Annotated in this window: 15 protein-coding genes; 2 read left to right on the top strand and 13 right to left on the bottom strand. The window is 67.1% G+C overall.

Annotation, left to right across the window (positions count from 1 at the left end; translation table 11 throughout):
- Nucleotides 1-6 precede the first annotated feature (6 nt).
- Genes CDO44_RS09425 through CDO44_RS09410 form a run of 4 tightly spaced genes read right to left on the bottom strand, consistent with a single transcriptional unit; the run spans nucleotide 7 to nucleotide 3,236 of the window.
- On the bottom strand, nucleotides 7-807 hold the full coding sequence (locus CDO44_RS09425) for an ABC transporter permease (RefSeq protein WP_087779975.1): 801 nt from the start codon (nucleotides 805-807) through the stop codon (nucleotides 7-9).
- Nucleotides 800-1,600: an ABC transporter permease gene (locus CDO44_RS09420; RefSeq protein WP_087779974.1), complete on the bottom strand. Its 801-nt coding sequence runs from the start codon at nucleotides 1,598-1,600 to the stop codon at nucleotides 800-802. The genes CDO44_RS09425 and CDO44_RS09420 overlap by 8 nt, the downstream gene beginning before the upstream one ends.
- A complete protein-coding gene (locus tag CDO44_RS09415) occupies nucleotides 1,597-2,397 on the bottom strand; it encodes an ABC transporter ATP-binding protein (protein ID WP_087779973.1) in 801 nt (266 codons plus the stop codon). Before CDO44_RS09415 ends, CDO44_RS09420 begins: the two co-directional genes overlap by 4 nt.
- Entirely contained in the window at nucleotides 2,394-3,236 is an 843-nt protein-coding gene (locus CDO44_RS09410) for an ABC transporter substrate-binding protein (protein ID WP_158213245.1), read from the bottom strand. Before CDO44_RS09410 ends, CDO44_RS09415 begins: the two co-directional genes overlap by 4 nt.
- A 280-nt stretch (nucleotides 3,237-3,516) precedes the next feature.
- Here CDO44_RS09410 and CDO44_RS09405 point away from each other — a divergent pair, with 280 nt between their 5' ends.
- Nucleotides 3,517-4,773, top strand: coding sequence for a LysR family transcriptional regulator (locus CDO44_RS09405; protein WP_087779971.1), 1,257 nt, complete (start codon nucleotides 3,517-3,519; stop codon nucleotides 4,771-4,773).
- Here CDO44_RS09405 and CDO44_RS09400 read toward each other — a convergent pair.
- From CDO44_RS09400 to CDO44_RS09370, 7 genes are read right to left on the bottom strand one after another with little or no spacing between them, the layout of a single operon-like run.
- Nucleotides 4,760-5,746, bottom strand: a complete 987-nt coding sequence (locus tag CDO44_RS09400) for a tripartite tricarboxylate transporter substrate binding protein (protein WP_087779970.1) — start codon at nucleotides 5,744-5,746, stop codon at nucleotides 4,760-4,762. The genes CDO44_RS09405 and CDO44_RS09400 overlap by 14 nt on opposite strands.
- Before the next feature lie 25 nt (nucleotides 5,747-5,771).
- Nucleotides 5,772-6,437: a carbon monoxide dehydrogenase subunit G gene (locus CDO44_RS09395; RefSeq protein WP_087779969.1), complete on the bottom strand. Its 666-nt coding sequence runs from the start codon at nucleotides 6,435-6,437 to the stop codon at nucleotides 5,772-5,774.
- A 13-nt stretch (nucleotides 6,438-6,450) separates the two neighbouring features.
- On the bottom strand, nucleotides 6,451-7,185 hold the full coding sequence (locus tag CDO44_RS09390; protein WP_087779968.1) for an enoyl-CoA hydratase/isomerase family protein: 735 nt from the start codon (nucleotides 7,183-7,185) through the stop codon (nucleotides 6,451-6,453).
- A 48-nt stretch (nucleotides 7,186-7,233) separates the two neighbouring features.
- Nucleotides 7,234-8,076 carry an alpha/beta fold hydrolase gene (locus CDO44_RS09385; protein WP_087779967.1) on the bottom strand — a complete coding sequence of 281 codons (843 nt, stop codon included), beginning with the start codon at nucleotides 8,074-8,076 and terminating at the stop codon, nucleotides 7,234-7,236.
- Nucleotides 8,076-10,517 carry a xanthine dehydrogenase family protein molybdopterin-binding subunit gene (locus CDO44_RS09380; protein ID WP_087779966.1) on the bottom strand — a complete coding sequence of 814 codons (2,442 nt, stop codon included), beginning with the start codon at nucleotides 10,515-10,517 and terminating at the stop codon, nucleotides 8,076-8,078. Before CDO44_RS09380 ends, CDO44_RS09385 begins: the two co-directional genes overlap by 1 nt.
- Nucleotides 10,510-11,001, bottom strand: a complete 492-nt coding sequence (locus CDO44_RS09375) for a (2Fe-2S)-binding protein (protein WP_369824589.1) — start codon at nucleotides 10,999-11,001, stop codon at nucleotides 10,510-10,512. The genes CDO44_RS09380 and CDO44_RS09375 overlap by 8 nt, the downstream gene beginning before the upstream one ends.
- A gap of 2 nt (nucleotides 11,002-11,003) precedes the next feature.
- Complete coding sequence (locus tag CDO44_RS09370) at nucleotides 11,004-11,894, bottom strand: xanthine dehydrogenase family protein subunit M (RefSeq protein WP_198951331.1); 891 nt, start codon at nucleotides 11,892-11,894, stop codon at nucleotides 11,004-11,006.
- A gap of 194 nt (nucleotides 11,895-12,088) precedes the next feature.
- On the opposite strand from CDO44_RS09370, the gene CDO44_RS09365 reads away from it, so the two are divergent.
- Nucleotides 12,089-13,018 (top strand): LysR substrate-binding domain-containing protein, encoded by a 930-nt coding sequence (locus tag CDO44_RS09365; protein WP_087779965.1) that lies wholly within the window; start codon nucleotides 12,089-12,091, stop codon nucleotides 13,016-13,018.
- Nucleotides 13,019-13,037: 19 nt separating this feature from the next.
- Here CDO44_RS09365 and CDO44_RS09360 read toward each other — a convergent pair whose 3' ends face one another.
- Nucleotides 13,038-14,018 carry a tripartite tricarboxylate transporter substrate binding protein gene (locus tag CDO44_RS09360; protein WP_158213244.1) on the bottom strand — a complete coding sequence of 327 codons (981 nt, stop codon included), beginning with the start codon at nucleotides 14,016-14,018 and terminating at the stop codon, nucleotides 13,038-13,040.
- Between the two features lie 180 nt (nucleotides 14,019-14,198).
- Nucleotides 14,199-15,050, bottom strand: coding sequence for an AraC family transcriptional regulator (locus tag CDO44_RS09355; protein WP_087779963.1), 852 nt, complete (start codon nucleotides 15,048-15,050; stop codon nucleotides 14,199-14,201).
- Nucleotides 15,051-15,137 lie beyond the last annotated feature (87 nt).

Here is a 15,137-nt window from a genome sequence, read left to right as displayed (position 1 = left end):
GAAACCTCAATGGGATGGTCGGGAGGCCTGGGCCGCGCCGTCGGGCTCCCAGAAGATGACCCGATTGCGCAGCGCAACGAGCAGGCGGTCGAGGGTGAAGCCGATCAGCGCCACGGCGATCACGCCGGCGTAGGACTCGGCATACATAAAGGAAGCCGACGCGTAGGCGATGTAGTAGCCCAGCCCGGTGCTGTCGCCGATCATTTCGGTGATGATCACGACCACCATGGACAGGGGCAGCGCGACCCGTATGCCCGACATGATGGCGGGCAGCGCCGCCGGCAGCAGCACGCGCAGGAAGACGCGCACGTTCCCCGCCCCCATGTTGCGGGCGCTCCAGACCAGGCGCGGCGCCACGGCGCGGATGCCGAAATAGGTGTTGACCGCGATGGGGAAGGTGCACTCCAGCGCGATCAGCGCGATCTTCGACGGCGAGCCGAAGCCCAGCAGCAGGATGAAGACCGGGTACAACGCGATCTTGGGAACCGGGTAGCCGAACGAGAAGATGGGTTCCACCATCCATTCGAACCAGCGGCTGCGCGCCATGAAAACCCCGAGCAGCACGCCGATGACGATGGCCAGGCCAAAGCCGCTCAGGGCGCGCGTGAACGAGATGGACGCGTGATAGACGAGGTCGCCGTTGGCCAGCCCTTCCATGAAGGCCCGCCCCACCTTGGCGATCGAAGGCATGAGCCGGGGCGATACCCATCCCGAGCGGGACAATAGTTCCCAGGCCGCCGCCAGGACGGCCAGCGGGTACAGCGGCGCCATGAGCTGCCGGGCGAAGGCGCGCGAATGCTCAAGCATGACGAGCCTCCCCGGGATACTTGTCCGCCAGCAGGCGCCGCCGGATGGCCAGCAGGATGCGGTCGCTGACGAAACCCATCAGGCCGATGGCCAGGATGGCCGCGTACATCCAGTCGTAGCGCATGGCTTCCTCGGCGCGGACCACCATGTCGCCCAGGCCGTCGTGTGACCCTACCATCTCGGCGGCGAACAACACGATGAACGAGAGCGCGAGGCCGGAGCGCAGGCCCGTGAAGATCTGCGGCAGCGCGGCCGGGAAGATGACGCGCCGGAAGACGCAGGCGCCGCCCGCGCCCATGTTGCGCGCGGCCCAGATCAGCGACACGGGCGTGGCGCGCGCGCCATACAAGGTATTGATGAAGGTGGGAAAGAACACGGCCAGTGTGATGAGCGCGATCTTCGAGACGTCGCCGAAACCCAGCCAGGTGATGATGACGGGCAGCAGCGCGACCTTGGGCACGGGATACAGGGTGGAGACGAGAGGATCGAAGAAGGCGCGAGCCGGCCGCCACACCGCGCTGAGGAGGCCGATGGCCACTCCCAGCGCAGCTCCCATGAAGAAGCCGCTATAGGAACGCATGCCTGAAGCCATCGCATCGCGGATGAGCTCGCCGCTTGCAAGCAGTTCCCAGGTCGTCGCGGCGATGTCGGTCGGCGCCACGACGTAGCGGGGCGCGCCCGGCTGGCCTGCCGCCAGTTGCATGGCGACCAGCAGCGCCACAGGCAGCGTCCAGCCCGCGAGCCAGCGCAGCGGGAGATGTCCGGCGGCCGTCGCGTTCCGCACGCCGCTCATGACGCGTCCCGGGCGCGCAGGACCTCGTCGCGCAGCATGTCCCAGATCCTGGCGTGGTAGTCCATGAACTCGGGCGACTTGCGGATGGAGGCGTCGCGCGGGCGCGGCAGCTCGACGCGCAGGTCGGCCTTGATGCGTCCCGGGCGCGCCGTGAAGACGATGATCCGGTCGCTCAGGTAGATGGCCTCTTCGATGTCGTGCGTGACGAACAGCACGGTGCGGCGGTCCTGCTGCCAGATGTCGGTCAGCTCTTCCTGCATGAGTTCGCGCGTCTGCGCGTCCAGGGCGCCGAACGGCTCGTCCATCAGCAGCATCTTGGGTTCGTAGGCCAGCGTGCGCGCCAGCGCCACGCGCTGCCGCATGCCGCCGGACAGCTCGCCCGGATAGGCATTCTCGAACCTGGCGAGCCCGACCATGGCGATGTACTTGCGCGCGATCTCCAGGCGCCGCGCCTTGGGCAGGCCCTGCACTTCCAGCGACCAGGCCACGTTGCCCAGCACGGTGCGCCAGGGAAAGAGCGCATAGTCCTGGAACAGCATGCCCCGGTCGGGCCCCGGCTCCGAGACCGGGCGCCCGGCCAGGCTGATCGTGCCGCTGGTGCGCGGCTCGAACCCGCCCACCATGTGCAGGAAGGTGCTCTTGCCGCAGCCCGAGGGCCCGACGATGCTGACGAATTCGCCCTCGGCGATGGACAGGTCGAAATCCTCCAGCGCGGTCACGGCCTGGCCGTTGCGCAGGAAGCGCTTGCCGACGCCCCTGGCCTGCAGGTAGGCGGTAGTGCTGGCGCTGGCGTTCATTTCGGCAGGTAGCTCATGTCCACGACCTTGGCGGGGTCCAGATTGTCCAGATAACCGAAGGTCTTCAGTTCGGCCACCATCCTGCGCATGGAGTCCATGTCGACCTTGCCGTCGAGCGGATGCAGGTATTTGCGCATGCCCAGCGACACGTCCAGCGGAATGTTGACGAACTTCGCGTCGATCAATTGCTGGTGGCTTTCGCGCGGGCGATTCACGTAGAAGTCGGCGGCCTTGACCAGGTCGGCCAGGAAGGCGCGCAGGGCAGCGGGATGCTTGGCGGCGAATTCCTCTTTGACCAGGAGCAGCATCAGGTCTTCCTGCTGCCCGATGCCGTCAGTGGAGGTGAAGACGGTGCGCAGTCCGCCTCGCTTTTCCTCGAAGGCAGCGAAAGGCTGCGGGAAGGCGCCGATGTCCAGCTTGCCGGCCCGTACGGCCTCCCCTTGGCTGGGAAACGGCATGGCCACCCACTTGACGTCCCGCTGCGGGTTCAGTCCGTGCTTCTTGAGCGCCAGCCGGGCCCAGATCTCCGCCGACGAGCGCGCGCCGTTGATGCCCACGGTCTTGCCCTTGAGATCGGCGATGGTCTTGATGGGCGAGCTGTCGAGCACCATGTACTGGGTGGCGAAGCCTTGCGCGCCGCCCTCGCGGGACAGCGACGCGACGATCTTGAACTTGATGCCCTGGGCCGCGGCCATCATGACGCTGTGCGCCGATCCGGTGGCGACGTCCAGCTCGCCCGCCTCGAATGCTTGAAAACGTTTATCGGTGCCTCTGAAAAGCGTGTATTCGAGCTTGTAGTCCCGGCCCTGCCCGGGCGTGACGGCCGGCGAAGCCTTCATGGTCCAGAGAGGCTCCTCGGCCGAGGAGCCATGTCCCACCCTGATGGTCACGACTTCCGCGCGGCTGGCTGCCGAGCCCAGGAAACACAAGGATAAAGCGGCACAGCAGAGCGTTCTCACCAAGATGTTCATGACGCGGTCCTCCCTAGGATAGTCATTGCTCCGTCATGCCGGATTGTAGGATCTTGCCGCTGCGGAAAGGAGCAAGTTATGCTTGCGTGGACAGCAATTTTTCTTATCGGACGGATTTCCCCGCCCAGGAATCGAGCGCTACCCGGCCATGCAAGACAAGAACCATATGCGGCACCTGCGGGCGCTGATCGCGGTGGTGGAGGAAGGCAGCATTGCCCGCGCCGCGCAGCGGTTGCTGCGCACGCCGTCGGCGGTGGCCAGCTCCATCCGACAGCTCGAGACGAGCTTCGATGCCACGCTGTTCGAGCGCCAGTCAGCAGGCATGGCGCCTACGCCGTTCGGACAGGCGGCCTACCGGCGCGCGTGCCGCATCGAGGCCGAATTGCAGCTGGCCGCCGCGGAACTCGCGCCCTACCGGGTATCCGTCAATGCCCCGCTGTTCGCCATGCTGGTCGGGGAGCGTCAATTGACCGCGCTGGTCCGTTTGCGCGAGATGGGCCACATGCCCAGCGTGGCGGCGGTGATGGGCTTGACGCAACCCGCGGTCAGCGCCCTGCTCAGGCAGGCAGAAGCCTCGCTCAAGCTGCGCCTGTTCCGCCGCGCCGCCAAGGGCATGGCCGTCACCGAAGCGGGCGAGCTGCTGCTGTTCCGCGTCAGGCGGGTGCTGGCCGAACTGCGGCACCTGGAGGCCGACATCGCTCAGCAGCGCGGCGAAATGGCCGGCCGCGTCATGTTCGCGGCATTGCCTTCCATGCGGACGCGGGTGCTTCCCCAAGCCATCGCGGCATTGGTCGGCAAGCATCCGAATGTCCAGATCTCCATGGTGGACGCACCCTTCGAGATCCTGTTCGCGGGCGTGCACTCCGGCGAGATCGATTTCATCCTGACCGGCCTCAATGCCAACTACTCGCATCGGGATTTCCTGATTCGCGTGATCGGCCGCGACCGCCTGGTCGTGGTCGCCCGCGCGGGCCATCCGCTGTGCGCGCGGGAACGCGTCGAGATTGCCGACCTGGTGCGCTACCCCTGGGTGCTGCGGGATCGCGGCGCGCCGACGCGCGAGTTGCTGAACGACTTGTTCCGGCAGCTGGGGATCGAAGCGCCGCACGTGGCGGTGCAGGCGGGAGACCTCGGCTTGTTGCGGGGCCTCCTGCAGCATAGCGATGTGGTGTCGGCGGTCTCGCCCGAATACCTGAGCTACGAGATTGCCTCGGGCGCCGTCAAGGTGCTGGACGTCGAGCTTCCCCATACCGGCCGCGAGATCGGCTTCATCCTGCGGCGCGATGCGCAGCCTTCCCTCTTGTGCGAGAAGCTGATGCAGCACATCGAGGCAGTGACGGCGGGCACGCTGGCGCCCGCCGCCCCATCGCCGGCCGGAGCCAGGACGGCTGTCACCCCAGGTTGACGCCGCTGCGTTTGACGACTTCCCCCCAATAGCGATACTCGCTGCGCACGTACTCGTTGGCTTCCTGCGGGCTCTGGCTGCTGCGCGGCAACGCGCCTATGGCGCGCAGGCGGTCCTTGAAATCCTGGGTCTGCCCAATCTGGCGCAGGGCCTCGAAGTTGCGGTCGACCAGCTTCTTCGGCACGCCGGCGGGATACATGAGCATCAACCAGGTCACCGCGGTGAACTTGGGAATGCCTTGCTCCATCAGCGTGGGGGCGGCCAGCACGCCATCCAGGCGCTGCGCGCTGCCCGCGCCCAGCACACGCAGCTTGCCGGACTCGACCAACGGCTTGGTGGCCGCCGCGGTCTCCAGGGCGATCGACACCGTTCCCGCCATGACGTCGGTCAGTCCACGCGAACTGCCCTGGTACGGCACGTGAACGATGTCCACGCCCGCATAGCGCTTGAACTCCTCCATCGCCAGGTGCGACACGGTGCCGTTGCCCGACGACGCATTGGTCAGCTTGCCGGGGTTCGCCTTCGCATAGGTGATGAGTTCGGCGACGTTCCTGGCGGGCACGGCGGGATTGGCCACCAGGACGAACGGCAGATCGCCGACCAGGCCGATGGCCTCGAAGTCCTTGGTGGAATCGTAGGCGACGCTCTTGTACATGTGCGGATTGGTCGCCACTGCCGACATGTGGGCCAGCATCATTACGCTGCCGTCGTTGGGGGCCTTGGCGAGATAGCCCAGGCCCAGGCTTCCCCCCTGGCCCGGCTTGTTCTCCACGATGTAGTTGTCGCCGGTCGCGGCCGCGAGCTTCTCGGCCAGCATGCGCGCCACGATGTCGGTGGCCTGGCCCGGCGGGAAGCCCACCAGTATCCTTACCGTCTTGCCGGTCGATGGCGCCTGCGCGTAGGCGTCGCTCAAAAGCACCGATGCCGCGCTGGCCAGCAGAAATCTTCGGCGCCCTGCTTGCGTAGTCTCCATGGATGTTCCCTCATTCTTGTTTCGACTATGAGATGACCACCGCCCCGGCCAGCGTTGCCGCCACGCCAAGGGCGAAGGCCACGATCAGCCACCAGCCGGGAACGCGCGTCGCCCCATCCGGCTCGGCCCGCGGCGGCACGGGCGCCGCCCGGACCGGGTCCGCCGTACTCGCGGGTCCGGCATCGGCGGTGGCCCGGCCCGCCGGGCTGCGCTTCCCGGGAGCACCGCTTCCGGCCGGCGCGGCCGGCTCCTCCGGTGCGAACTGCTTGCGGAAGGCCTTGAAGAAATCGTCGGAAATCTTCCTGGCCACGCTGTCGATCAGGCGCGCGCCCACTTGCGCCAGCTTCCCGCCGACCTGCGCCTGCGCCGCGTAGGTCAGCTCCGTACCGGCGCCGGCCTCCTTCAGATCGACCGAGGCCGATCCCTTGCCGAACCCCATCGCGCCACCCTGCCCCTCGAATACCATGACGCAGGAAGCGGGAGGCACGGCTTCGGTCAGGCGCAGCGAGCCGTTGAAACGCGGCCGGAGCGGCCCGATGGCGGCGGTGATCACGATGCGAAACTCATCGGGGCCCGCCTGCTCGACCGACTCGCATCCCGGAAGGCAGCGCTTGAGCGTGCCGGGATCGTTCAAGGCCTTCCAGACGTCGGCGCGGGGAGCGGCGATGACTTGGGTACCGGTGATTTCCATGAACGCCTCGATGTCAGCCGTGCTTGCGCTTCATGGCCGCCGCCGTATTGACCATGGAGTGAAGGGCCCGCGCGTACTCGATGGCGCCAAGCTCGTCCATGCGGGGCGCGACGTGCAGATACTCCTTCAGCCCCAGGATGGCCGGCCGGGGACGGCTCGTCAGCACTTCGCAGAAGCGGGCGAGTTCGGCGTCGAGTTTGTCGGCGGGAACGACGGTGCTGACCAGTCCGTAGGCCATGGCGCGATGGGCGTCGATGAAATCGGCGGAATAGGCCATCCAGAGGATGGCGTTGCGATTGACGCGGTCGTACAGCGCCGACATGACCATGGTCGGCATCACGTTGTGCGCGATCTCGGGGATATTGAAGGTCGCGGTATCGCTGGCGAACGAAACGTCGCAAAGCGCCGCGATGGCGGTGCCGAACCCCATCGCCCGGCCTTCGATGGCGGCAATGACCGGCACCTGCGCGTTGCGTATGGCCTTGTAGCTGTTGAAGATCGCGTCGTACTCCGGGCGGCGCGCATAGGCCTCGGGAGACGGCGCGGGGGATCCCGGGTCGCGGGCGCGCCCGGTGCAGAAGTCCGGCCCCGCGCTGCGCAGCACGACGGCATCCGAGGTGTGATGCGCGTTGAGAATGGCATCGGCGAACGCCACTGCCATCGCGTCCGTCACTCCGTTGTCCTGCGGGCGGTTGAAGGTAATGCGAAGAATACGGCCGTCCTGCTCTATCGAGAGTTGTTCGCTCATGTACTGCCTCCTGAGGTGGAAAGGAAATTGGTCGACCGCCGGGTGGGCTCAATGGCCGATGCGGACGCGATCGAGATGGCGCAACAATGCGTCCTGGAATGCGGCGGGCTGGTCGATATTGGGCAAATGGCCGGCGTCGGGAATCACCTCAATTCCGGCCCCGTGGATAAGCGTCTGCAAATGCCGCATGGCATCGGGCAGGGGGCCGTCGTTGGCCCCCACCAGCAGCGTCGTCGGCACCGCGATGCCGCCGACATCGCCCAGATAGTCCAGCCCCTGGATCGCCTGTGCGCACCCGACGAACCCGGCGACCGAGGTGGCGGCCGCCTGACGCCGGAAACGCCCGGCAATTTCGGGATGCGCGCCCACGAAGGACCGGCCGAACCAGCGCTCGATCGTGGAATCCGCGAGCGCGGCGGTGCCCCGCTCGCGCGCAACGGCGATGCGCTCGGCCCAGACCGGTTGCAGGTCCGGCGGCGTATCGGCCCGTGCGTCGCACAGGCAAAGGCTCGACAGCCGGCCTGCATGCCGGATGCCCAGGCCGAATCCGCTCATGCCACCCAGCGAGAGCCCCACATAATGGACGCGCTCGATGCCCAGTGCGTCGAGCACCGCGATCGTATCGTCCGCCAGCTCGTCCATGGTGCAAGGTCCGGCAGGCGGCTGGGTATCCCCGTGCCCGCGCGTATCGGCCCGGATCACCCGGTACCCCCGCGCCGCCAGCAAGGCTGCCTCGCTGTCCCACATCATGCTGGACGACAGGATGGAGTGGGTCATGAATACGGGTGCTCCCGCCGGGTCGCCCTCGACCAGAACGGCGATCTCGCCCGCCGGACCGGCCACCCGCAGCGTTTCGCGCCGCGCCTTCGCGGCGTTGTCCGACTTTGCCATCACGCCTTCTCCATTTCCGGAATTTCGGAGTGCGCGGGCGATACCCGCTGTCCGCCCGAGGCACGCCGCAACGCGTTCCAGATCGCCTGCGGCGTCATGGGCAGGGCGTCGATGCTGGCCCCCACCGGGGCCAGCGCGTCGTTGATCGCGCTGGCGATCGCCGCCGGGCTGCCCAGATAGCCCGCCTCTCCCGATCCCTTCTGGCCGAACTCCGTCAGCGGCGACGGCGTGCAATGGTCGACGATGGTGACGGCGGGAACCTCCAGCGCGCTCGGCAGCAGGTAGTCCATGAAGGTGCCGGCAAGCAGCTGGCCCTCCTCCGAAAAGACGAACTTCTCCATCATCGCCGCCCCCAATCCGTGCGCGATCCCGCCGTAGGTCATCCCATGGACCACGTCCGGGCTGATCATCACGCCGCAATCGTGTCCGCACACGTAGCGGTGGAAAGTCGCCTTGCCGGTATCCGGATCGATGCTGACCAGCACGACGTGCGACTCGAACGAATGGCAGGGATACATCTGCACCCGGCCATCCTCGGTGGGCATCTTTCCGCCCGTGGGCACCTCCCAGACGAACTTCTCCTGCAGCCCCGGCTCGGTGCCCTCGGGAAGCTTGTGGAACATGCGGTGCGCAATCTCCACCAGGTTGTCCCAGGACATGCGCCGCTGGGAATCGGACTTCGCTACGACGTCGCCGCCGTCGTACGACAATTGCTCTTCCGGCAATCCGAGATTGTGCGCGGCAATGCGCAGCAACTTGGCGCGCAGCTTCTTGGCGGCGCCGGCCGCCGCCCCGCCCAGCATGATGGCCATGCGGCTGCCGACCGGACTATTCGACGGCAAGGCATTGAGCGAGTCGGCGTGCAGGACGCGGATGCCGTCCGGCTCGCGCTGCAGGATCTCCCCCACCACGGTGGAGACCAGGGTCTCGTGCGCCTGGCCCGAGGTCGACGTTCCCATCAGCGCCGTCACCGAACCGGACAGGTCGATGCGCACCAGGCAGGAGTCCATCCACGTGGTCGTCGTGTTCTTGGGATTGAACAACGGTTCGAAGGCCGAGTTGCCTCCCGAGGGTTCGAGGCAGGTCGAGACGCCGATGCCGGCCAGCAATCCGCGCTTGCGCAACTCGTCGCGCTGCCGCTGGATCTGCTCGAGCGAGGCCGCATCCAGCGCCTTGCCGAGGACCGTCGCGTAGTCTCCCGAATCGTAGGTGGTGCCGCTGGGTATCAGATAGGGGAATTCATCCTTGCCGATGAGGTTGCGGCGGCGCAGCTCGACGCGGTCCAGCCCCAGGAAACGCGCCACCTTGTCCATGCCGGTCTCGATGGCATAGTTGGTCGGGGATTGGCCGAACCCGCGTACCGCCTCCTGGGGGGTCTTGTTGGTCATCACCGATACGGCGTCGTATTCCACGCTGGCGATCCGGTACGGGCCGACGATCGCGCCCACCGGCTTGCCCAGCTGCAGCGGCGCCCGGCCCGAATAGGCGCCGATATCGTCCACCGCGCGCATCCGCATGGACTTGACGATGCCGTCGCCGTCGAACGCCAGCGTCACGTCGAAGACGCGGTCCGGCCCCTGCATGTCGCCGCCGCGCATGTTCTCCAGCCGGTCCTCGATGAACCGGACGGGGCGGCCCAGTTTTCTCGCCAGGTAGCCCACCAGCACCGAATGCTTGATGCCGCGCTTGACCCCATAGCTGCCGCCGACGTCCACGTCGTAGTGCACGCGCACAGCGTTGCCCGGCAGGCGCAACGCCCGGGCCAGCAGATCGGGATACTTCGGCATCTGGATGGACGCCCAGACGTCGAGGATGCCGGTCGCGTCGTTCCACCAGGCGCTGACCGCGAACGTCTCGATGGGCACGGTGGCGCTGCGCGCCCAGTGCACGCGATACGACAGCTTGTGGGGAGCCTGGGCGAAATGCTCGTCCACCTCGCCCCAATTGAAGACGCGGCGGAAGATCACGTTGGACCCATGCAGCGGATGCACCTGGGGAGCGCCGGGCTCCATCGCGGCCAGCGGATCGACGACGTGATCGATGGGTTCGTACTCGACAATCACCGCCTCGGCCGCGTCTTCGGCCAAGGCGCGGGTATCGGCCACGACCGCGGCCACCCACTCCCCGGCGTAGCGGGCCACGCCGTGGGCGAGCGGAAACCGCTTCACCTGCGGCGCGTCGACGCCGGGCAGCATGGCATCGGTATGCGCGCAAAGCTCCTCGCCAGTCAGGACGGCATGCACGCCAGGCATGGCCAGCGCCCCGGAGGCGTCGATGGACCGTATCCTGGCATGCGCATGCGGGCTCGCGACGATGGCCACGTGCAGCACGTCGGGCAGTTGTATGTCGGCGGCGTAGCGCCCTTGCCCGGTCACGAAACGGCGGTGCTCGACGGCGCGGCGGTGCTTGCCGATATAGCGGAATTTCCCCGGATCAGTCATGCGACGACTCCTGTGCCGTCGCATGCTGGACGGCGTCCACGATCTGTTGATAACCGGTGCACCGGCACAGGTTGCCGCTGATGGCCTCGCGGATCTGCGCCTCGTCCGGACGGGGGTGGCGCGCCACGAGCGCGTGGCACGCGACCAGCATGCCTGGCGTGCAATAACCGCACTGCAGCGCATGCTTTTCGCAGAAGGCGTCCTGGATCGCGGACAGCCGCCCCCGTTCCGGCGCCAGCCCCTCCACGGTCGTTACCGAAAGGCCGTCGGCCTGGACCGCGAACATGCAGCAGGACCTGACGGGTTCTCCGTCCAGCAGGACCGAACACGCGCCGCAGACACCGTGCTCACAGCCGATATGGGTACCGGTCAGCTTGAGCGTGTCGCGCAGGAAGTCCACCAGGGTGGTGCGCGGCTCGACCTGGGCCTGCCGCACGACGCCATTCACATTGATGGAAATGTTCATGAGTCGGGAAAATGCCATGGCTACACGCTCCGTACCGAAGACTGGGCCGATTGCGCGGCCCGGCGCAGGACGCGTACCGCCAGGACGGCCGCCAGGTGGCGCCGGTATTCGGCGGTCGCGTGCAGGTCGCTGCCTGGCTCGCATGCCGCGGCCGCATCCTCGGCCACGTCACGCAGCAGATCATCGTCCAGCCGCTGCCCTTCCAGGCGCTGCGCCAGCTCGGGAAAACTGCGGGGAACGCCATCCACGCCGCCGAGGCCGAACGCGGCGCGCCGGCAGACGCCCGACGCATCGACACGGACCTGCGCCGCAGCCGAAGCCATGGCGAAGTCTCCGTGCCGTATCGCGATCTCGTCGAATGCACAACCGGTGCCGCGCGCGTCCCACACGGGCCACTCGATGGCGGTCAGGCACTCCGTGTCGCGCGTGTCGGTAAACATGGGCCCCAGGAAAAACTCGCCGGCGGCGACACTGCGTTCGCCTTCGTCCTGGCTTGTCAGGCGCAGTCTCGCGTCCAGCACGAGGGCGGCCAGCGGCAGCTCGGCGGACGGGTCGGCATGCACCAGGCTGCCGCCCACGGTGCCACGGTTGCGCGTCTGGCCGTGCCCCACCCAGCGCAACGCGGCGGCGACCAAGGGGATGTGCGCATGCAGCGAGACCTCGTCCTCCAGGGTGCGCTGGCGCACCACGGCGCCGGTCACCACGGCAGTGTCCGAAACGTCCAGCGACTGCAGGGCGGACACCCGGTGAATGTCCACCAGCAGCGCGGGGCGCGCCAGGCGCATGGCCATCATCGGCACCAGGCTCTGGCCTCCGGCCAGCAGCTTGGCCTCGTACCCATGCTGGTGCAGGAGTTCGAGCGCGTGGTCCAGGCCCTCGGCACGCACATAGTCGAAAGGAGCGGCTTTCACGATAGTATGTATGGGTGGCCGAGCGAGAGAAAACCTGAGGGCCCGGCGGGGTTGGCGCAGGCCGGCTCCGCCGGCGTGCTGGATTCGTTTTGCATGGGCTGCAGTGTGAAGGCGGGCCGCTCTCGCGGCAAAGTAATAATCTTCACGTGGCGTGAGTTATAGTCACGCCGGCCAGAGCAGCAACAGGAGACTTCATGAGAAAGCTGCCCCCGCTCAACGCCGTGCGGGCGTTCGAGGTGGCCGCGCGCCACGTGAGCTTTACCAAGGCCGCGGCGGAACTGAACGTCACGCACGGCGCAGTCAGCCGCCAGGTGGCCCTGCTCGAGGAGTGGCTGGGCGTCGCGCTCTTTCACCGCGCGCCCTCGCAGCTGACGCTCACCGAGGCCGGCCGCGGCTATCTCAACGAGGTCTCGGCGGTGTTCGACCGCCTGGCCACGGCATCGATGTATGTCATGCAGCAGGCGGCGCCCATCGTGCTGCGCGTCAATGCCCCGCCCACCTTCACCATGCGCTGGCTGATCGCGCGCATGTCCGTATTCCAGCGCAGGCGTCCGGACGTCGAGGTCCGCCTGACCACTTCGCTGGCGCCGCCGAATTTCCAGGAGAACACCTACGACATTGCCATCCGGGGGCAGCACGGGCCGCTGGACGATTGCCGGTCCATTCCCTTCATGACGGAGATCATCGCCCCCATCTGTCACGTCGACCTGCAGGAGAGCCTGAGGCTCGCGCACCCGCGCGACCTCGAAGCGCATACCCTCATCAGCTATGCCACGGAACCCTACGCGTGGAGCGAATGGCTGGAAGCCGCCGGCGTTCCGGGCCTGAAGCCCGCCAATACGCTGGGCTTCGAACAGATGTACTTCGCCCTGCAGGCGGCCTCCGAGGGGCTCGGGCTGGCCATGGTCCCGCTGTTCCTGGCCATCGACGAGATCCTCGCCGGCCGACTGTGCGTGCCCTTCGGTCCCCTGGGCGTGAAGCGGCGCACGTACTACGCCAACAGCGCCGCGACGCTCAAGGCGCAGACGCTGACCGGCGACTTCTGCGACTGGCTGCAGCAGGAAGGCCGCGACACCGAGCAATCGATCACGGCCTGGGCGGCGAGCCAAGGGTGGACGTTTTGAACGCCGCTGGATTTCAGGCCTACTGCGGCGTGATGCCGGCGTCCTTGACGATCTGTCCGTAGCGCCGGGTTTCCTGGCGCACGAATTCCGCGAATGCCTGGGGCGGACGGCCGTCCGGCTCGAAGCCTCCCTTCTCCAGCACGCTCGCGACTTCGGGCGCCTTGAGCGCCTTGGCGACCTCGGCGGCGATCCTGTTCACCACCTCGGGCGGGGTGCCGGCCGGCGCGAACCACCCCGCCCAGGTCCCCATGACGACGAAGTCGTCGATACCCGCTTCTTTCATAGTCGGGATATCGGGAAATTCCTTGGACCGGCTTTCGCCGGTGAACGCGATGGGGCGGATCTTGCCCGACTGGACGTACGGCGTCACCGTGGGCGGGGACAGCATCATGACGTCCACCTGCCCGGCGGCGATGGCATTGAGCGAGCTCGCGCTGCCCTTGAACGGGATGTGCAGCATGTCGACGCGGGCCTTCTTGGCGAACCCCGCCGCCGCCAGGTGCAGGGCATTGCCGATGCCCGGGGATCCGTACGTGAGCTCCTTCTTGCGCGCCAGCTCGATCAGCCCTGCAACGTCATGGACCGGCAGCCCTTGCCGCACGACCAGCAGGTAGCCGGTTCCGACGGCCAGGTTGGTAACGGGCACGAACGTCCTGGACAGGTCGTAGGGCGTCTTCTTGTGTATGAACGTGTTGATGACGATCGACGGCGACGTGTGCAGGATGGTATAGCCATCGGGCGCGGCCTTGGCCGCATCGGCGGTGCCGATCAAGGCATTCGCGCCCGCCTTGTTATCGACCACGATGCCCCATTCGGACTGCTTGTCGATCTGGGCGGCGACCACGCGGCCCAGCGTGTCGATGGTTCCGCCCGCCTCGAAAGGCACCACCAGGCGGATGGGCCTGGCCGGGAACTCGGCCGCGGCAGCCGGCACGGCGGGGATAGCCAGGGCGCCCGCCATCATGAGCATGCGCATCGCGTGCATTGTCGTCGTCTCCATGTCTCGGGCTCTCGAAGCCTTCGCGGGAAGGCGCTGTCCCGTTCGATGATGTCGCCGCATGCCGGACGGCATGCAGGCCTGGACGAAAATATAGGCACGCGCGTGTTGCGGCACCCTACCCGCAAGTGCGGAAACCTACCCCAGCGTCGGTTTATTTATGAGCCCGTCCATGCGCGGGAATCAGGCAATCAGCGCGACGCCCCGCCGGTACTGGCTGGGAGGAATGCCGAGATTGCGGCGGAAGAAACGCGTGAAATGATGCGGTTCGGAAAACCCCAGGTCGTCGGCCAGCACGTTCACCGAGGTCGAGCATTCGGTCAGTGTCTTGAACGCGCTCTCCATGCGCAGCGTGTTCATGTACAGGATGGGAGACATGTTCGTGTACTGGCGGAAGAGCGAGAAGAAATGCTGGCGCGACAGGCTGTGCAGGCCGGCCAGCTCTTCGCAGGTAATGGTCTGGTCCAGGTGGTCCCCGATGTACTGGATTGCCCGTGCGATGCGCGCATCCGGACGATGGCGCATCTTCAGCCTGTAGGTGTCGATCCAGTTGCGCCGCACCGCGAAGAGGTGCGTGATCGCGAGCATGAAGTCCGACAGCGCCGCTTCGACCGCCCGGTTGGGCAGGCCGGTGGGAGACGAGCCGAGCACTTCGAGCACCAGCCGGTCCACGAGTTTGCGGATGGACAGCGGCACCCGCACCTGGGCAGAGGGAAAGAAGTCCGGCATGCCGCTACCCGAGAGCAGGGGGTCGTGTTCCGCCAGCCAGGCCGGTTCCATGCAGAGGATCAGGACGGTGGTGCGCTCGCCCTCCCGCGGCTGCAGCTTGGAATGCGGCTCCCAGGCGTTGACCAGAACCAGCGAGTCCTCGGATAGCCGTACGGTTTCGCCTCGCACTCTGTAGAAGGCGTCCGCGCCGGCGACCTTCACCAGCACGTGGCATTGCGGATGAGCGTGGGTGACCAGGTCATGGTCGGAATCGAGCATGGACGCACGCCCGAAAGCGCCTTGATAGAGCCTGACGGCCTTGGTCATTCCTGCCTCCGCTGTCCGAGTCGCGTTTCCCGGCCTGTTCTTGTCCGCGCGGCAGCGCCGCGCGGCGCTGCGCCCCTTGGTCGGGGT

The organism is Pigmentiphaga sp. NML080357, from assembly GCF_002188465.1.
Lineage (GTDB): Bacteria > Pseudomonadota > Gammaproteobacteria > Burkholderiales > Burkholderiaceae_B > Pigmentiphaga.
This window is presented reverse-complemented; position numbering and strand designations above follow the sequence as displayed.